This window comes from Microbacterium sp. 77mftsu3.1 (assembly GCF_900100525.1).
Classification (GTDB): domain Bacteria; phylum Actinomycetota; class Actinomycetes; order Actinomycetales; family Microbacteriaceae; genus Microbacterium; species Microbacterium aquilitoris.
This window is the reverse complement of the sequence record NZ_FNCR01000001.1, coordinates 115149-133327: the sequence shown is the minus strand read 5'-3', so window position 1 is coordinate 133327 and position 18179 is coordinate 115149. Positions and strand designations below refer to the sequence as shown.

General features: G+C 69.6%; 16 protein-coding genes and 2 tRNA genes. 15 read left to right on the top strand and 3 right to left on the bottom strand.

The features are described 5' to 3' along the window. Positions 1-27 precede the first annotated feature (27 nt). Positions 28-1632, top strand: coding sequence for a phosphoglycerate dehydrogenase (serA, locus tag BLR68_RS00720; protein WP_018188094.1), 1605 nt, complete (start codon positions 28-30; stop codon positions 1630-1632). 70 nt (positions 1633-1702) lie between these two features. Here serA and BLR68_RS00715 read toward each other — a convergent pair whose 3' ends face one another. Next, positions 1703-2245: a TetR/AcrR family transcriptional regulator gene (locus BLR68_RS00715; protein ID WP_026302971.1), complete on the bottom strand. Its 543-nt coding sequence runs from the start codon at positions 2243-2245 to the stop codon at positions 1703-1705. Positions 2246-2303: 58 nt separating this feature from the next. Between BLR68_RS00715 and BLR68_RS00710 the strand changes: the two genes are divergently transcribed. The 8 genes from BLR68_RS00710 (at position 2304) to BLR68_RS00675 (ending at position 10084) form a co-directional block, all read left to right on the top strand. Then, complete coding sequence (locus tag BLR68_RS00710; protein WP_018188092.1) at positions 2304-3851, top strand: MFS transporter; 1548 nt, start codon at positions 2304-2306, stop codon at positions 3849-3851. Between the two features lie 34 nt (positions 3852-3885). Then, complete coding sequence (locus BLR68_RS00705) at positions 3886-4938, top strand: 3-isopropylmalate dehydrogenase (RefSeq protein WP_018188091.1); 1053 nt, start codon at positions 3886-3888, stop codon at positions 4936-4938. Positions 4939-4987: 49 nt separating this feature from the next. Continuing rightward, positions 4988-6082, top strand: coding sequence for a branched-chain amino acid aminotransferase (locus BLR68_RS00700; RefSeq protein ID WP_018188090.1), 1095 nt, complete (start codon positions 4988-4990; stop codon positions 6080-6082). 3 nt (positions 6083-6085) lie between these two features. After that, positions 6086-6853: a fumarylacetoacetate hydrolase family protein gene (locus tag BLR68_RS00695; protein ID WP_018188089.1), complete on the top strand. Its 768-nt coding sequence runs from the start codon at positions 6086-6088 to the stop codon at positions 6851-6853. Beyond that, on the top strand, positions 6846-8081 hold the full coding sequence (locus tag BLR68_RS00690) for an MFS transporter (RefSeq protein WP_018188088.1): 1236 nt from the start codon (positions 6846-6848) through the stop codon (positions 8079-8081). The genes BLR68_RS00695 and BLR68_RS00690 overlap by 8 nt, the downstream gene beginning before the upstream one ends. 42 nt (positions 8082-8123) lie before the next feature. After that, complete coding sequence (gene gltX, locus BLR68_RS00685) at positions 8124-9638, top strand: glutamate--tRNA ligase (RefSeq protein WP_018188087.1); 1515 nt, start codon at positions 8124-8126, stop codon at positions 9636-9638. A gap of 69 nt (positions 9639-9707) precedes the next feature. Continuing rightward, positions 9708-9779 (top strand) — tRNA-Gln (locus BLR68_RS00680). A gap of 86 nt (positions 9780-9865) precedes the next feature. Beyond that, a complete protein-coding gene (locus BLR68_RS00675; protein WP_020097183.1) occupies positions 9866-10084 on the top strand; it encodes a hypothetical protein in 219 nt (72 codons plus the stop codon). Positions 10085-10087: 3 nt separating this feature from the next. Here the strand turns inward: BLR68_RS00675 and BLR68_RS00670 are convergent, their stop codons facing one another. Beyond that, positions 10088-12100, bottom strand: coding sequence for a DUF262 domain-containing protein (locus BLR68_RS00670; RefSeq protein WP_018188085.1), 2013 nt, complete (start codon positions 12098-12100; stop codon positions 10088-10090). Between the two features lie 123 nt (positions 12101-12223). Between BLR68_RS00670 and BLR68_RS00665 the strand changes: the two genes are divergently transcribed. The 5 genes from BLR68_RS00665 (at position 12224) to BLR68_RS00645 (ending at position 17247) form a co-directional block, all read left to right on the top strand. Next, positions 12224-12997: a hypothetical protein gene (locus tag BLR68_RS00665; protein ID WP_018188083.1), complete on the top strand. Its 774-nt coding sequence runs from the start codon at positions 12224-12226 to the stop codon at positions 12995-12997. A gap of 115 nt (positions 12998-13112) precedes the next feature. After that, positions 13113-13895: a DeoR/GlpR family DNA-binding transcription regulator gene (locus BLR68_RS00660; protein ID WP_018188082.1), complete on the top strand. Its 783-nt coding sequence runs from the start codon at positions 13113-13115 to the stop codon at positions 13893-13895. Beyond that, positions 13892-14875, top strand: a complete 984-nt coding sequence (locus BLR68_RS00655; RefSeq protein WP_018188081.1) for a 1-phosphofructokinase family hexose kinase — start codon at positions 13892-13894, stop codon at positions 14873-14875. Before BLR68_RS00660 ends, BLR68_RS00655 begins: the two co-directional genes overlap by 4 nt. Beyond that, complete coding sequence (locus BLR68_RS00650; RefSeq protein WP_018188080.1) at positions 14868-16943, top strand: PTS fructose transporter subunit IIABC; 2076 nt, start codon at positions 14868-14870, stop codon at positions 16941-16943. Before BLR68_RS00655 ends, BLR68_RS00650 begins: the two co-directional genes overlap by 8 nt. A 34-nt stretch (positions 16944-16977) precedes the next feature. Beyond that, positions 16978-17247 carry an HPr family phosphocarrier protein gene (locus BLR68_RS00645; protein WP_018188079.1) on the top strand — a complete coding sequence of 90 codons (270 nt, stop codon included), beginning with the start codon at positions 16978-16980 and terminating at the stop codon, positions 17245-17247. Positions 17248-17318: 71 nt separating this feature from the next. On the opposite strand, the gene BLR68_RS00640 is transcribed toward BLR68_RS00645, so the two are convergent. Further along, complete coding sequence (locus tag BLR68_RS00640; protein WP_018188078.1) at positions 17319-17957, bottom strand: MBL fold metallo-hydrolase; 639 nt, start codon at positions 17955-17957, stop codon at positions 17319-17321. Between the two features lie 115 nt (positions 17958-18072). On the opposite strand from BLR68_RS00640, the gene BLR68_RS00635 reads away from it, so the two are divergent. Beyond that, a tRNA-Glu gene (locus tag BLR68_RS00635) sits at positions 18073-18148 on the top strand. The last annotated feature ends 31 nt before the right edge of the window (positions 18149-18179 follow it).

Below are 18179 nucleotides of genomic sequence, written 5' to 3'. Positions count from 1 at the left end.
CCACACTCGCGTACCCGAAGGTCTGCCGTGCCCAAGCCTGTCGTCCTGATCGCCGAAGAACTCTCTCCCGCCACGATCGAGGCCCTGGGCCCCGATTTCGACGTCCGATCCGTGGACGGTGCCGACCGTGCCGCCCTCCTCCCGGCCCTCGCCGATGCGGACGCCGTCCTCATCCGTTCCGCAACGAAGATGGATGCCGAGGCGATCGCCGCGGCTCCGTCGCTCAAGGTCATCGCCCGTGCCGGCGTCGGTCTCGACAACGTCGACATCAAGTCCGCCACGAGCGCGGGCGTCATGGTGGTCAACGCCCCGACGTCGAACATCATCTCCGCGGCCGAACTCACCGTCGGTCACATCCTGAGCCTCGCGCGCCACATCCCGGCGGCCCACGCCTCGCTCGCGGCCGGCGCGTGGAAGCGCTCCTCCTTCACGGGCACCGAGCTGTTCGAGAAGACGGTCGGCATCATCGGCCTCGGCCGCATCGGCGCCCTCATCGCCGCTCGACTGCAGGCGTTCGGCGTCTCGGTCGTCGCGTACGACCCCTACGTCACGCCGACCCGCGCGCAGCAGCTGGGCGTGCAGCTCCTCGGGCTCGACGAGCTGCTGAAGACCAGCGACTTCGTCACGATCCACATGCCGAAGACCCCCGAGACGACCGGCATGATCGGCGCCGCGCAGTTCGAGATGATGAAGGATACGGCGTACGTCGTGAACGTCGCCCGCGGTGGTCTCATCGACGAAGAGGCGCTGCACACGGCGCTCACCACCGGCCAGATCGCCGGCGCTGGACTCGATGTCTTCACGAGCGAGCCGCCGAAGGAGGACGGCACGGCGTTCCCCCTGCTGTCCCTGCCGAACGTCATCGTCACGCCCCACCTGGGCGCCTCGACCGAAGAGGCTCAGGAGAAGGCGGGTGTCTCGGTCGCGAAGTCCGTCAAGCTCGCGCTCGAAGGCGACCTGGTCCCGGACGCCGTGAACGTCGCCGGCGGCGTGATCGACCCGTTCGTGCGTCCCGGCATCGCGCTCGTCGAGCAGCTGGGTCAGATCTTCACGGGGCTCGCGCCCAGCGCCCTCACGAGCCTCGACATCGAGGTCCGCGGAGAGCTCGCCGACTACGACGTCAGCGTCTACCGCCTGGCGGCGCTGAAGGGCATCTTCACGAACATCGTGAGCGAGAACGTCTCCTACGTGAACGCGCCGCTGTTCGCCGAGCAGCGCGGCATCGAGACCCGACTGATCGTCGAGTCCGAGAGCCCGCTATACCGGAACATCACGATCCTCCGCGGCACGCTGTCCGACGGCACGGTGCTCACCGTGGAGGGCACCCTCGCGGGCACGCGCATGGTGCCGAAGGTCGTCGGCATCAACGGCTACGAGGTCGAGGTGCCGATCAACCGGTACCACGTCGTGATGCGCTACGCCGACCGGCCCGGCATCGTCGCGATCTATGGTCAGAAGCTCGGCGAAGCGGGCATCAACATCGCGGGGCTCCAGGTCGCGCGGCCCGACGCGAGCGGCCGCGCACTGTCGGTCCTGACCGTCGATTCGCCGATCCCCGAGCCGATGCTCGACGAGCTCCGCGCTTCGGTCCAGGCCGACCTGTTCCGCCAGATCGAGCTCACCGAGGTCTGACGCACCGGCATCCCTCGTTCCCCTGTCGCATCACGCCGCGTGCGGCGGTCGTTCGTGACAGGGGAGCGGGTCAGCGTGCCGCGCGCTCGACGAGCGCGATGAGCGCGTCGAGGTCGTCGCCCTGCGGGATGGGGCCCGGGACGCCCTGCGTGGCGAGCGCGCTGTTGAAGTAGAGCCCGTCGCTCACGAGCAGGACGAGCTGCAGCGCGCTCTCGTCGCGAGTGTGGGGACGGAGCGCATCCTCCCAGACGCGTCGCGCGTCACGGAGGGCGACGGACGCCGCGTCGTGGCCCGTCTGCGCCAGACGTGACGTGGCGACGATCGCGCGGTCGAGCGGGGTGTCGGACTGCACGGACGTGCGGACGAACACCGCCACGATCCCGTCGGGGGAGCGCAGCATCTCCTCGACGTCCAGGTCGACGAGGCGCCGCATCCGCTCGATGAGCGCCGACTCGAGCGCTTCCTTCGAGGCGTAGTGGTAGAGCAGACCGCCCTTCGAGACGCCCGCCGCTGCGGCGACGGCATCCATCGTCGCGCCGCGGGCACCGCCGTCGATCAAGGCGGCCTCGAACGCGTCCAGCACGCTCTCTCGCGCCCGCGGTGGTCTGCTCACGTCTCTTCCCTCTCGTCGGTCGACTCTGTTACTATACCGGCTGGACGGTGTATAAATCATGACGTTGACGGAAGAGATCCGCGTCGCCGACGCGGCGGGTGTGCGACAGGGGTGGCGCGGCTGGGCTGCGCTGGCGGTGCTCATGCTGCCGGTGCTGCTGGTGTCGGTGGACAACACGGTGTTGAGCTTCGCGCTGCCCGAGATCGCACGCGACCTGACCCCCACGAGCGCGCAGCAGCTCTGGATCATCGACGTCTACCCGCTCGTGCTGGCAGGGCTCCTCGTCACGATGGGATCCCTCGGGGACCGATTCGGACGCCGCCGGCTGCTCATGATCGGAGCGACCGGCTTCGCGGGCATCTCCGCCGTCGCTGCCTTCGCCCCCTCGTCCGAGCTCCTGATCGCCGCCCGCGCCGCCATGGGGTTCTTCGGTGCCATGCTCATGCCGTCGACGATGTCGCTGCTGCGGAGCATCTTCACCGACCGCGACCAGCGCCGACTCGCGATCGCGGTGTGGGCGTCGATGTTCTCTGCGGGCTCCGCTCTCGGACCCATCGTCGGAGGACTCCTGCTGGAGCACTTCGCGTGGGGGTCGGTGTTCCTCCTCGCGGTCCCCGTCCTCATCCCGCTGCTCGTCCTCGCGCCGATCCTGGTCCCCGAGAGTCGTGACCCGAAGCCGGGCCGCATCGACCCCGTCAGCATCGCCCTCAGCATGGCGACCATGGTGCCGATCGTTTACGCCATCAAGGAGTTCGCCGTTCACGGTCCGGGCATCCTGCCGGTCGTCCTCGTGGTCGCGGGTCTGGCGTTCGGGCTGATCTTCGTGCGTCGTCAGCTCCGGTCCGACGCGCCGATGCTCGACATGCGACTGTTCCGGACGGGCGCGTTCACCGGCGCGCTCCTCGTCAACCTCTTGAGCGTCGTCGCCCTCGTCGGGTTCCTGTACTTCGTGACGCAGCACCTGCAGCTCATCGTCGGGCTGAGCCCGCTGCAGGCGGGCCTCGCGCTCGTCCCCGGGCTCGTGCTGATGATCGTCTCGGGGCTCACGGTCGTCCCGGTCTCGCGCCGGGTATCGCCGCGCGTCGTCGTGCCGGTGGCGCTGTCGCTGTCTGTCGCGGCGTATCTCATCATCGCGATGTCGACGGATGCCGCGGCCCTCGGCACGCTCATCGCCGCCTTCGGGCTGCTCGGCCTCGGTATCGGCGCGGCCGAGACCGTGTCGAACGAGCTGATCTTGGCGACGGCTCCGCCGGCCAAGGCGGGCGCGGCGAGTGCCGTGTCCGAGACGGCCTACGAACTCGGGGCCGTTCTCGGCACGGCGGTGCTGGGCGGCATCCTCACCGCGCTGTACCGTTCCGGGATCGTGCTGCCCGACGGGGTGCCCGCTGAGACGGCGGCAGCGGCGCGCGAGACCCTGGGCGGAGCGGTCACCGCCGCCGACGGGCTGCCGGCGGGTCTCGGCGAGCGCGTGCTCGAGGCCGCGGCATCCGCTTTCGATTCCGGCGTCGGAGTCACCTCGATCATCGGGGCGGTGCTGGTCGTCTGCGCCGCCGTGATCGCGGCCACTACGCTGAAGGGGACCCGCACCGCGCACGTCGAGCACTGACGACGCGCGGTCCACCCCGACAACGAGGAGAGCGATGTCGCGCGTCGTGAAGCTGGCCGTCATCCCCGGAGACGGCATCGGTCCGGAGGTCGTCGCAGAGGCCGAGAAGGTCCTCGACGCCGTGACGGACGGTGCCGATGTCGCCTTCGAGAAGACCCGATTCTCGCTGGGCGCCGCGCGCTACCTCGAGACGGGCGACACGCTCACCGACGAGGACCTCGCTGCCATCGCGTCGCACGACGCGATCCTCCTCGGGGCCGTCGGCGGGATGCCGGGCGACCCGCGCCTGAAGGACGCGAACATCGAGCGGGGCCTCCTCCTCAAGCTCCGATTCGCCCTGGACCACTACGTCAACCTCCGCCCGTCGGTGTTGTACCCGGGGGCGTCCGGACCGCTCGCTGATCCCGGAGACATCGACTTCGTCGTCGTCCGTGAGGGGACCGAGGGGCCGTACGTCGGCAACGGCGGTTCCATCCGCACGGGGACCCCGCACGAGATCGCGAACGAGACGTCGGTCAACACGGCGTTCGGCATCGAACGGGTCGTCCGGTTCGCCTTCGCGCAGGCCGAGAAGCGTCGCCAGAAGCTCACCCTCGTCCACAAGACGAACGTGCTGGTCCACGCGGGTGGGATGTGGAAGCGGATCGTCGACGAGGTCGCGCAGGAGCATCCCGGCGTCGCCGTAGACTACCTGCACGTCGACGCGGCGACGATCTTCCTGGTCACGAACCCGGGCCGCTTCGACGTGATCGTCACCGACAACCTCTTCGGCGACATCCTGACCGACTTGGCCGGCGCCGTCACCGGAGGCATCGGCCTCGCCGCTTCGGGGAACATCAACCCCGACGGCGCGTTCCCGTCGATGTTCGAGCCCGTGCACGGTTCCGCGCCCGACATCGCCGGACAGCAGATCGCCGATCCCACCGCCGCGATCCTTTCCGTCGCCCTCCTGCTCGAGCACCTCGGGCTGGGTGACGAGGCCCAGCGCGTCACCCGCGCGGCCCGAGAGGACATCGAGGCGAGGGACGGCTCCGCCCGCACGACCGCGCAGGTCGGCGACGCCATCACCGCACGCCTCCGGGCGTAATCTGAGGGGATGCGCGTCGCGCAGACACCGCGCGAGGAACAGGAATGACATGACCCTCACCGACTCGACCGCCGCCCCGCTCACCTTCTCGGTGACGAAGAACCTGGCTGCGGCGTCGCCGTCCGCCCGCGAGGAGATCCTCGCGAACCCCGGGTTCGGCACGAACTTCACCGACCACATGGTCGACATCTGCTGGTCCTCGAAGGGCGGCTGGCACCGCCCGCGCGTCTCGCCCTACGGACCCATCTCGCTGTCGCCGGCGGCCTCCGTGCTGCATTACGGCCAGGAGATCTTCGAGGGCATCAAGGCGTACCGCCACGCGGACGGCTCCATCCACACGTTCCGGCCCGACGAGAACGCCGCCCGCCTGCAGCGGTCGGCGCGACGGATGGCTCTGCCCGAACTCCCCGCCGAGTACTTCCTGCAGTCGCTCCGCGAGCTGATCGCCGTCGACGGCGCCTGGGTTCCGTCCGGTGACGACCAGAGCCTGTACCTGCGTCCGTTCATGTTCGCCAAGGAGGCCTTCCTCGGGGTTCGCCCGGCCGAGAAGGTCGCCTACTACGTGATCGCCAGCCCCGCGGGCGCCTACTTCAAGGGCGGTGTCACCCCCGTCAAGATCTGGCTGAGCGAGGACTACGCGCGTGCCGGCAAGGGCGGCACGGGAGCGGCGAAGACCGGCGGCAACTACGCCGCGAGCCTCCTGCCTCAGGCCGAGGCCTACGAGAAGGGCTGCGACCAGGTCGTGTTCCTGGACGAGGACGGCAACGTCGAAGAACTCGGCGGCATGAACGTCGTGTTCGTCATGAAGGACGGGACGCTCGTGACGCCCGAGTCGGAATCGATCCTCGCCGGCATCACCCGCAACTCGATCCTGCAGCTCGCGGAGGACCGCGGGCACCGCGTCGAGCGCCGTCCCGTCTCGCTGACCGACTGGCGCGAGGGCGTCGCCTCGGGTGACATCGTCGAGGTGTTCGCGTGCGGAACCGCCGCCGTCGTCACCCCGATCGGAGCGCTGAAGGCGTCCGGGTTCGAGGATGTGCAGCCCACGGGCACTCTCGCGCTCGAGCTCCGTCAGCACCTCACCGACATCCAGTACGGTCGCGCCGAAGACGTGCACGGCTGGCTGACGCGGCTGGACGGCTGAGCCGTGCGCATCGTCCGTTACCGCCGCAACGAGGCCATCCGCTACGGGATCATCGACGAGAAGGAGGTCGTCGAGCTCGCCGGCGACCCGATGTTCGCCGGGTTCGAGACGACGGGGGAGCGGATCCCTCTCGCCGAGATCACCCTCCTCGCCCCGTCCATCCCACGCTCCAAGGTGGTCTGCGTCGGCAAGAACTACCGGGACCACGCCGCCGAGATGGGCGGCGAGGCCCCCGGCGAACCGCTGCTGTTCCTGAAGCCGAACACGTCGGTCATCGGTCCCGATGACGCCGTCGTCCGCCCGCCGCAGTCCGAGCGCACCGATTACGAGGGCGAGCTCGCGGTGGTCATCGGCCGCGTCGCCAAGAACGTCCCCGCTGAGAAGGCCCTCGACTACGTCTTCGGCTACACGATCGGCAACGACATCACGGCGCGCGACCTGCAGCGCTCCGACGGTCAATGGTCGCGTGCCAAGGGCTTCGACACCTTCTGCCCGCTGGGTCCGATCATCGAGACCGAGTTCGACCTCGACGGCGGCGCGCGCATCGTCTCCCGGGTGAACGGCGAGGTCCGTCAGGACGGTCCGATCTCCGACATGGTGCACTCCGTGCCCGACATCATCGCCTATGCGTCGGCGGCCTTCACGCTCCTCCCGGGCGATGTGATCCTCACGGGCACGCCGGCGGGGATCGGCGAGTTCCACGCCGGTGACGTGCTCGAGGTCGAGATCACGGGTCTCGGCATCCTGCGCAACACGGCGCGGAATGCCTGACGGGACAGACCCCACCCTCTCCTCCACCGACGTTGCCCGCATCCAGCGGCGGACGGTCGGCGTCCTCGCCGCGGGGCAGGTCCTCGGTGGCGTCGCCTTCGGCTCGACGGTCTCACTGGGGGCGCTGCTGGCGGCCGACCTGTCGGGTGAGGAGTCGCTGTCGGGGTTCGCGACGGCATCCGTCACCCTCGGTGCCGCCCTGTGCGCGATCCCGCTCGCACGACTCGCCTCGGCGCAGGGGCGCCGGCGTGCGCTGACCCTCGGGAACCTGCTGGCCCTCGTCGGGATCGCGGTCGTCATCACCGCGGCGGCGCTCCGCCTCTTTCCGTTGCTCCTCGTCGGCGTCATCCTCATCGGTGCCGGCAATGCGGGCAACCTGCAGTCCCGGTTCGCGGCGACCGACCTCTCGGGTCAGGGGCGTCGCGGACGCGACCTCGGCACCGTGGTGTGGGCGACGACCGTGGGCGGGGTCGTCGGCCCGCTCATGCTGACGCCCGGCGAGGCGGTCGGTCAGTGGCTCGGGATGCCGCCCCTCACCGGCTCGTACGCGTTCTCGATCGTCGCGCAGACGCTCGCCCTCATCCTCTACCTCGTCGCCCTCCGGCCCGACCCCCTGAAGGTCGCGCAGCAGCTCGCTCGCACGAGGGATGCCGGTGCGACCCGCGTCGCGGAAGTGGACCGACCGATCGTGGCCCGCTACGCGGTGTTCGCCGTGGCCGGCTCGCACGTGACGATGGCGTCGGTCATGGCCATGACCCCCGTCCACCTGTCGCACCTCGACCCTCGGAACGTGACCACGATCGTCGGCGTCACCATAGCCCTGCACGTGTTCGGGATGTACGGCCTGTCGCCGGTCTTCGGCATCCTCGCGGATCGCTGGGGTCGGCTGCAGACGATCCTCCTCGGACAGGCGATCCTCGCCGCGTCGCTCGTCACCGCGGCGATCGCTCCGAACTCGCCCACCGCGGTGCTCATCGCTCTCCTGCTCCTGGGACTCGGGTGGAGCGCGGCGACGGTGGGCGGCGCGGCGCTGCTGACCGAGGCCACGCCGACCGAGCTCCGGCCTCGCCGGCAGGGGCGCAGCGACACGGCGATGACGCTGTCGGCGGCCATCGGGTCCGTGCTGGCCGGCGGCATCCTCAGTCTCATCGGGTACGGCGGGCTCGCGCTCGTCGCTCTCGCGGTCGTCATCGCGATCACCGTGCTCTCTCCCTACGCGCGTCGCTGACCGAGCGGGCCGGTCGAAGGCGCGGCCGTAGACTGGACGGTGATGTCGACTGCACCGCACCCCCTCACCACGACCGCTTCCGGCTCGGACGTCCGCGTCCGCTTCTGCCCCTCGCCGACCGGCCTCCCGCATGTCGGGATGGTCCGCACCGCCCTGTTCAACTGGGCGTACGCGCGGCACACCGGAGGCAAGATGATCTTCCGCGTCGAGGACACCGACGCGGCACGCGACAGCGAGGAGAGCTACCGTCAGCTCGTCGACGCGCTCACCTGGCTCGAGATCGACTGGGACGAGGGCGTGGAGAAGGGTGGACCGCACGAGCCGTACCGCCAGTCGCAGCGCCACGACATCTACCGCGAGGTCCTCGACAAGCTCATCGCCTCGGGCGCCGTCTACGAGTCCTACTCGACGGCCGAGGAGATCGACGCTCGGAACGCCGCGGCGGGCCGCGCGAAGCAGCTCGGGTACGACAACTACGACCGCACACTCACCGACGAGCAGAAGGCCGCCTTCCGCGCCGAGGGACGCGAGCCCGCCTGGCGCCTGCGCGTGCCCGAGGAGGACGTGACCTACGTCGACCTCATCCGCGGCGAGGTCACTTTCCCCGCCGGGTCGTTCCCCGACTTCGTGGTGGTCCGCGCCGGCGGCATCCCGCTCTACACGTTCACCAACCCCGTCGACGACGCGCTCATGGGAATCACCCATGTTCTCCGCGGCGAAGACCTGATGCCCTCGACGGCGCGCCAGCTCGCCCTGTACGGCGCACTGATCGACGCCGGCGTGACGGACTTCGTGCCGCGCTTCGCGCACATGCCGCTGGTGCTGGGGGAGGAGGGCACCAAGAAGCTCTCCAAGCGCGACCCGAAGGCCGACCTCTTCCTGCAGCGCGAGAAGGGCTTCATCCACGAGGGTCTGCTCAACTACCTCTCCCTCCTCGGCTGGTCCATCGCCTCCGACCGCGACGTGTTCACGCGTCAGGAGCTGATCGAGGCGTTCGACATCGTGAACGTCAACCCCAACCCGGCCCGTTTCGACCAGAAGAAGGCCGAGTCCATCAACGGCGACCACATCCGGATGCTGGAGCCCGACGACTTCGCGTCGCGTCTGGTGCCCTACCTTGTCGGCGCCGGCGTCGTCAGCACGCCTCCCACCGACGCGCAGCGCGAGATGCTCGCCAAGGCCGCACCGCTCGTCCAGGAGCGCATGCAGATGCTCGGTGAGGCACCGGGCCTTCTCGGCTTCCTGTTCCGCGACGTCGAGACGTACGACGAGGACGCTCTCAAGGGGCTTCCCGCCAACGCGGCGGAGGTCCTCGCCGCATCCATCGAGGCTCTCGAGGGTGTGCCCGCCGACGCGTTCCACGCGGAGGCCGTCCAAGCGGCGCTCGCGGGCTCGCTCATCGACGGACTGGGGCTCAAGCCTCGTGTCGCGTACGGCCCTGCCCGCGTCGCGCTCAGCGGCCGGCGTGTCTCGCCGCCGCTGTTCGAGTCGATGGAGCTCCTGGGCAAGGACGTGTCGATCGCCCGCCTCGAGAAGCTGAGGGCGACACGCGGCTGATGCCTCGGTTTGGCCGGGACCGCGCCGTGGGCTAAGCTTGACCCTCGGAACGGTTCCGGCCGGATCCAGTGGGGTATGGTGTAATTGGCAACACGGCGGTTTCTGGTTCCGTTGTTCTTGGTTCGAGTCCAGGTACCCCAGCAAGATGAAAAACCCCCGCTCCGGCGGGGGTTTTGCTTTTCCTGCGAGAGCTGTCGCGGCTCGCCGCGCAGGCGCACAATGGTCCCATGGGACTCTTCACGCAGCGACCCGAAGAACCGTCGGAATGGGGCGGTCTTCCCTCCGAACCTCTGGAGCCGACGAACCCGGTCGACCGTCTCGGTGAGGGCCCGGCGCTCGGCGGGTGGACGCCCGACCTGCTGTCGCAGGCACCCGTGACGGCGACCTGGATCGAGATCCCGGTCGATCCCGCACCCGAGGCGGATGGCGGCGCCGACGGCGATTGAGTCTCAGCGCATCGCGTCGCCGATGTAGGAGTACTTCACGAAGACCTCCGACGCCCAGCCGGCCTCTTCGAGCACGCCCTGGACCGCGGAGAGCATGTACTTGGAATCCCACCCGAGGTAAAGGTACTGACCCTCGCCCAGCTCGTCCCACTGGCCGTTCCACGCCATCTCGGGATACACCGGGCCGCCCTGGCGGGCGCTGTAATCCACGACGCTCTGACGCGAGTCCGCCCACAGCCGGGCGAAGACGCGGTTGAACAGGTAGCGGACGTCCCGGACGTCCCAGTGCTCACCGCGGTACTCGACGTAGTCGAACTCCCGCTGCCACCCACGGGGCCACCCGCGGCGCTTCTTGGCGTCGAGGATCGGCGTGAGGTTGTCGTCGTCGATGCCCACGACGGCGGGGCGGCGCCAGGCATCCATGAAACGGGCGGTCAACTGCTCGGTGCGCGCGGCGATCTGCGCCGTCGACCACGCCGCGGAATCCGCCACCTCACGGGTCAGCGGGAGCGAGCTCGTCGCGTACGCCGTGCGCTTCGCGGGGAACGACGCGTCGAACACGCGGTCCGCGAGGTCCTCCTCGAGGAGCGTGAGGTTCCCGAGGGTGTTCACGAGCGCCCGGTGCGCGTTCTGCTCGTCGTCGGTGAGATCCGCCCATCGGCGGACCCCGTCGCCGCTCCAGTCGTCTGAGGGAGCCGCGGGCAGCACGTGATCGAGGACGAGGCCCGCATCGGCGTCGATCCCCGCGAGTCGCTCGAGGACGAAGGCCGCGTGCGGCAGCTCGCCGTAGCGGAGGCCGACCCGCGTGCGCTCGTCGGACGGCGTGATGCGCGCGATCGCGAGGACGAGGGACTCCATGCCCTCGTCCGCGGCCCGGCAGAACCGGGCGACGAGACGGTCGATCGGCAGGCCGACGACGGTCCGGCGCAGCAGGAGCGACTCCACGTGGGTGAGAGCCAGGGAAAGATCGGATGCCGACAGCTCACCCCGCAGGTGGTCGCGGTACAGACGCATCGCGATGGGGTACATGCCGCGACCGAGGACGTTGATCGCCCCGAAGTGGCGGGCGATGGCGGCATCCGTCGCCGTGGCGGGTTCGAGCAGGAGCCGATAGATCTCCGACAGTTCCCGCCACTGCGTCGCGTTCTCGAGGAGGGTGGCGCGGTCGAGGCGGGGGAACTCGTGCCGGAACGCGTCGTAGACACCGCGCTCGCCTTCGACGAGGACCTCGCGGCCGGTCAGCATGACGAGGTAGTCCCTCCAGAACGCGCCGATCTGCTCGCCGGTGTTCGCTTCGAGGGGGAGCCAGTACTCGTTCTCGATCTCGCTCTGCTCGGCGTGCGAGAGTCCCATGAGGACGTAGTTGTGGATGAGTTCGTGGTCGCGGAGGGGCTCACTCGTCGAGTTGAGGCTCTCGAAGATCTGCTGGGCGTTGGCGCCAGCGCCCAGGGTGATCGACACGTGCTCGAGTTTGCGCAGACCGCGCCAGATGCCCGCCGCTTCGTCGGGACGGATCTGGCTGCGGAAGAACGCGTAGTTGTCGTCGAACCGTGACGTACGGTCGGTGTCGGCGGGGGAGCGGCGGTCGAGGACCACGCTCTCGAAGACGTCCGCCCATGCCCGGTGCGGACGGAGCTTCGTCCGGAGGGGATCGTCGCGGCGCACGAGGACGGCTTCGAGCTCCTTCGCGAGTGCCGGATCGTCGGTGCGGAGCGTGTGATGAAGAGCGGCGATGAGCAGCATCAGTGTCGTCACCCGCTGCTGTCCGTCGATGAGGACGAGATGCGCGTCGTCATCGACCGTGGTGCTCGCCGTCGACAGGATCGACCCGATGAAGTGCGTCTGACCGTCCTCGCTGGCGGCGACGGCGCGGATGTCGCCGAGGAGCTGCTCGCACCCTCCGATGTCCCATCGGTACTGCCGCTGGTACACCGGCACGACGATCGTGGTGTCCGAGGCGGAGAGCCACTCGATCGTGTTGACGGCGGTCGCATCGACGTTCGTGGCGCTGCTCATGTTCCTCGAATCGCTCCTCGAATTTCCCCGGTCGAGTCTACTGACGGTCTCAGAGCTGCTAGGTAGGCTGACCTAAGTCGGGCCTGTAAAAACTTCGCTCGTCCGACAGAAAGGTTGATCCGCATGGGTTACATCAAGAGTGCTCTACTCGAGGAGACCGGATACGTCGTCCTCGACATGTACGGCAAGGAAATCGATCCCAAGGAATGGCTCGACATCGAATACGTCGACTGGAAGTCCTCCGGCGACACCCGGTTCGCGCCGCTCGCGTCCGCCAAGGGTGAGATCGAGTGCAACGGCTTCTGGAACCACCAGCCGCCGCGCACCGACAAGGACGGCGTCTGGATCCCGTCGCAGACCGAGAAGGCGCCCACTCTCACCGAGCGCGCCCTCGAGCCCGGCTCGAACGTCGGACGCTGCCGCATCATCGAGCTGCAGCCGAACACGTACGCCGACGCGCTGTACAACCTGCACCAGGACGACAACAACCGGCTGAACCCCGACGGCACCGGGTGGGTCGTCCGCAGCTTCTTCAACCTCACCGATGACAAGGACAGCTTCTTCGTCCTTCGCGACAACCGCACCGACCCGAACGGCGAGACCCGCATCGCCCTTCCTGCCGGGGCGCAGCTCGTCATCGACACGCAGCGTCTCTGGCACGCCGCCTACCACCCGGGCGACGCGCCCCGGTACTGCCTCATCACGTCGTGGGAGTCGGGTCCCGAGCTCGACGCCTACATGGAGAAGTACAACGGTGTGAACAAGGTCGAGAGCGTCCCGCTCGACCAGGAGACCATCGACGCCGGCCAGGCCGAGCAGGAGCGCCGCATCGCCGCTCGTGCCGCCGCGCTCGCTGCCCGTGGTCAGCGCGAGGTCCTCGCCATGAGCGAGGCCTGAGCCTTCCTCCACCTCGACGACGCCCCCGGTTCCGGCCGGGGGCGTCGTGCTGTATCCCATTCTTGTTTCGTGTTGGTTTCTGTTGTAACGTGTGGTCTTGTTCGAGGAGGACCACATGTACGCAACGGAGCGCCAGCAGCAGATCGAGCAGCTGATCGCCACTGACGGTCGTGTCGCCGTGGTCGACCTCGCCGATCGCTTCGGGGTCACGACCGAGACGGTCCGCCGTGATCTGGCAGCCCTCGAGCGGTCCGGGGTGGTCCGACGCGTCCACGGCGGAGCGGTCCACCGCACCCGGGCCAGCACTGCCGAGGCCTCCGTCGCGGAGCGCGCGTCGCAGCGTAGCGGCTCCAAGCAGACCATCGCCCGCGCCGCCGTGGACCTGCTCGGCGAGGAGCTCGACGGTGCTCTGTACCTGGATGCCGGCACCACGACGGGCGCCATCGCCCAGCTTCTCGCGACCGGGTCCCACCCCGCGGGCGACCTCGAAGTCGTCACCCACTCCATGTCCGTCGCCCACATCCTGGCCGGTGCGCAGGGGATCGGACTGACCGCCATCGGCGGACGGGTCCGCGGACTCACCGCCGCAGCCGTCGGAGCCCAGACGGTCGAGGCGATCGGACGCTTGCGGCCCGACATCGCCTTCATCGGGACGAACGGCGTCGCGGCAGGGTTCGGCCTCAGCACCCCCGACCCCGACGAGGCGGCCGTGAAGCGCGCGATCGTCGCTTCCGCGCGTCGCGTCGTGGTCGTCGCCGACGGGGACAAGTTCGACGCCGAGCTGCTCGTGTCGTTCGCGTCGCTCTCGGACGTCGACGTCCTCCTGACCGACACCGCGCCCACGGGAGATCTCGCGGGCGCCCTGCGTGAGGCCGATGTGGAGGTCCAGCTCGCATGATCGTCACCCTGACCACCAACCCCTCGCTCGATCGCACCATCGCCCTCGGCGAGCCGCTGCGCGTCGGCGAGGTGCAGGCGGCGCTCGGCGCACGGGAGGATGCGGGCGGCAAGGGCATCAACGTCGCACGCGTCGTCGCCGCGGCATCCCGCCCCACTCTCGCGGTCCTACCGCTCGACGCAGCCGACCCCTTCGCCGTCGCGTTGGCAGCCACCGGCATCCCCGCCAGGATCGTTCCGCATGACGGCGCCACCCGCGCCAACGTCACGATCGCCGACGAGGCCGGTACGACGACGAAGCTCAACCTGCCGGGTGCGGCGTTCACCGAAGCGGATGCCGCGGCCCTCACCGCCGCGGTCGTCGCCGCCACGCAGGGCGCCTCCTGGCTCGTCCTCGCGGGCTCGCTCGCCCCGGGACTGCCGGACGACTACTACGTCACCGTCATCGAGGCCGTCCGTTCGGCGTGGGGCGCCGCGGCTCCTCGCATCGCCGTCGACACCTCGGGACCGGCGCTCGCGGCCGCCGTCGCCTCGGGACACCCCGACCTCATCAAGCCGAACGACGAGGAACTCGTCGAGCTCGCGGAGCGAGACCTCGACACCACGGTCGCCCTCGCCGACGCCGTCGCCGCGATCGCCGCCGGCCTCGTGCCCGCACGGGTAGGCGCCGCACTCGTCACCCTCGGTGGTGACGGCGCCGTCCTCGTCACCGACGACGGGTCCTGGCACGGTACGCCGCCGCCGACCCGCGTCCGCAGCACGGTGGGCGCGGGCGACAGCTCCCTCGCCGGCTACCTGCTGGCCGAGACGGCCGGCGCCGCACCCGAGGAGCGGCTGCGCTCCGGCATCCGCTACGGATCCGCCGCCGCGGCCCTGCCCGGCACGCAACCCCCGACCCCGAACGACCTGTCGACCGGCGAGGTGCCGGTCCGACGACTCCTGCAGCAGGACAACCCGACCACTGGAGGTCACCGTGACTGAGATCATCACCGCGGAACTCGTCAGTATCGACGAGCCGCTCGGCGCCGACAAGCGCGCCGTCATCGACGCGCTCGCGCAGCGCGTCGCCGCGCAGGGGAGGGCCACCGACGGTGCCCGCCTGGCCGACGACGCCTGGGCCCGCGAGGAGAAGGACGAGACCGGCCTGCCCGGCGGCATCGCCATCCCGCACGCGAAGAGCGCCGCCGTCACCCAGGCATCGCTCGCCTTCGCGAGGCTGAACCCGGGTGTCGACTTCGGCGCTGAGGACGGCGGGGCGGACCTCGTCTTCCTCATCGCGGCTCCCGACACCGCGGCCGAGGAGCACCTCGCCGTGCTTTCGAAGCTCGCGCGCAGCCTCATGCGCGACGACTTCACCGCCGGTCTTCGCGCCGCGACGACCGCCGACGAGGTCGTTGCGATCGTCCGCGACGCGATCTCGGACGCTCCGGCCGCCGCAGCCGCCGATGCACCGGCACCCGCTTCGCGCGCCGAGGCTCGCGCCGCTGGCCCGTCCGCGTCGGCCACCGACGACGGACTGATGATCGACGGGCGCCCGGCGCGAATCGTCGCCGTCACGGCCTGTGCCACGGGTATCGCCCACACCTTCATGGCGGCGGACGCACTCACGGCGACCGGTCAGAAGGAAGGCGTCGACCTGACCGTCGAGCCGCAGGGCTCGAGCGGCTACAAGGCCATCGACCAGCGGATCATCGACGAGGCCGACGCCGTCATCTTCGCCGTCGACGTCGACGTCCGCGAGCAGGCGCGGTTCGCCGGCAAGCCCGTGGTCCGTTCCGGTGTGAAGCGCGGCATCGAGCAGCCTGCTCAGATGCTCCGCGAAGCCGTCGCCGCCGCGAAGAACCCGAACGCTCCCCGCGTTCCCGCCGCGTCGGGTGCCGCGACCGCCAGCGAAGCCGCGCCGACCTCGCTCGGCGGCGCCATCCGCAGGGCGCTGCTCACCGGTGTGAGCTACATGATCCCGTTCGTCGCCGGTGGCGGTCTGCTGATCGCCCTCGGATTCGCCCTCGCCGGGTACGAGATCGCGAACACCGCGGACGGTCACACCGTCAACAACGCGATCTTCACGCTCCAGAACTTCACCCTCTGGAACCTGCCGCCCGAGGGTCTCGTCTACTACCTCGGCGCCGCCGCATTCCAGATCGGTCAGCTGTCGTTCGCGTTCCTGGTCCCCGCCCTGGCCGGTTACATCGCGTACGGCCTGGCGGACCGGCCGGGTATCGCCCCCGGTTTCGTCGCCGGTGCCGCGGCCACCTTCATGGGTGCGGGCTTCATCGGCGCCATCGTCGGCGGTCTGCTCGCCGGTCTCGCCGCGTGGTGGCTCAACCGCCTGTCGGTCCCTCGCTGGCTGCGCGGCCTCATGCCGGTCGTCATCATCCCCTTGCTCGGCTCGATCTTCGCGTCGGGGCTGCTGCTGTTCGTCTTCGGCGGTCCGATCGCGGCGCTGACGAGGCTCCTCAACGACTGGCTGTCCGGACTCTCCGGCGCCGGCGTCATCCTGCTCGGCGTCATCCTCGGGCTCATGATGTGCTTCGACCTCGGTGGGCCGCTCAACAAGGTCGCCTACGGCTTCGCCACGGCGAACCTCGCGCAGGGCATCGCCGGCGACGAGCGCTACCTCCAGATCATGGCCGCCGTCATGGCAGCCGGAATGGTCCCGCCCCTCGCGATGGCGCTCGCCTCGACCGTCCTCGGACGCGGGCTCTTCACCGCCCCGGAGCGTGAGAACGGCAAGGCGGCGTGGCTGCTCGGTGCCGCGTTCATCTCGGAGGGTGCCATCCCGTTCGCCGCGGCCGACGTGTTCCGCGTCATCCCCTCGGCGATGCTGGGCGGCGCCGTGACGGGCGCGCTGTCGATGTTCTTCGGCGTCACATCGCGTGCCCCGCACGGCGGCGTTTTCGTCTTCTTCGCCATCGACAACTTCTGGCTGTGGCTGCTGTCGATCGCCGTCGGCACCGTTGTCAGCGCGGTCGCCGTGGTCCTGCTCAAGCGCTACGCGCGCCGTCGCCCCCTCGAGGTCGATGCGCCCGCCGTGGCCGTCACGGCATAGTCTCGTCATACCGACTCAAGGAGGAAGAATCACCATGGCCGAACGGACCGCAACCGTCGCGAGCAGCTCCGGACTGCACGCCCGCCCCGCCAAGCTCTTCGTGCAGGCGGTCAAGGAGACGGGTGTGCCCGTCACGATCGCCGTCCCCGGCGGTCCTGACCAGAACGCCGGCAGCATCCTCACCCTCATGGGTCTGGGTGCCACGCAGGGCACCGTCGTCACGCTCAAGGCCGAGGGCGAGGGCGCCGACGAGGCGCTCGACAAGCTCGTCGCCTTCATCGAGACGGACCACGACGCCGAGTGAGTCTCGACCCTCACAAATGACGGATGCCGCGGAGCGAAAGCCCCGCGGCATCCGTCATTCCGTCGAGGTGCTCAGGTGTCGGCGGACTCGCCCGGCTCGAGCTCCAGGAACTCGCCGCCGTTCTGCTCGGTCGCCCACTTGAGGCGGTCGCGGTGCATCGCGAGACCCGCGCGCGACAGCGTCATGTCGTGAGTTCCGAACGCACGACGAGGCTTCACCGCGAGGACGTAGTCGATCGCCTCGCCGATCTTCAGCCAGGGCGCCCCGACGGGTGCGGCGAGGAGGCCGACATCGACGCCCTCGGGGACGGCGTAGGAGTCACCGGGGTAGTAGAACTCGTCGTTGACGAGCACACCCAGGTTGTCGATGACGGGGATCGACTCGTGGATCACGGAGTGCGTCCCGCCGAAGAACCGCATCCGGAACGGGCCGACCTCGACCTCGTCCCCGACGCCGACCGTGGTGACGTCGTAGTCGGATGCCGCAGCCGCGACGCCGGCCGGGCCGAACACCGGCACTGCCGGCGCCTGCGAACGGATCGCGTCGAGCTGCGCGGGTGTCCAGTGATCGGGGTGCTCGTGCGTGAGGACGACGCCGACCAGGGTGCCGAGGTCGTCGAGGGGGAGGGTGAAGGAACCGGGGTCGATCAGGAGGGTCCTGCCCTCGCTGTCGAGACGGAGGCAGGCATGTTCGTGCTTCGTAACGCGCATGCGTCCAGTCAACCCACGACGCCGCGAGGTTGGCAAGGGCGCGCCGATTTTGCACGACTGTGAACGTCGTGCATAATTGAACGGTTGCCTCCGCAGGGAGGGAACGAAAAAGTACGGCCCCATCGTATAGCGGCCTAGTACGCCGCCCTCTCACGGCGGTAACGCGGGTTCGAATCCCGCTGGGGTCACCACATGACGAAACCCTCGACCGACAGGTCGGGG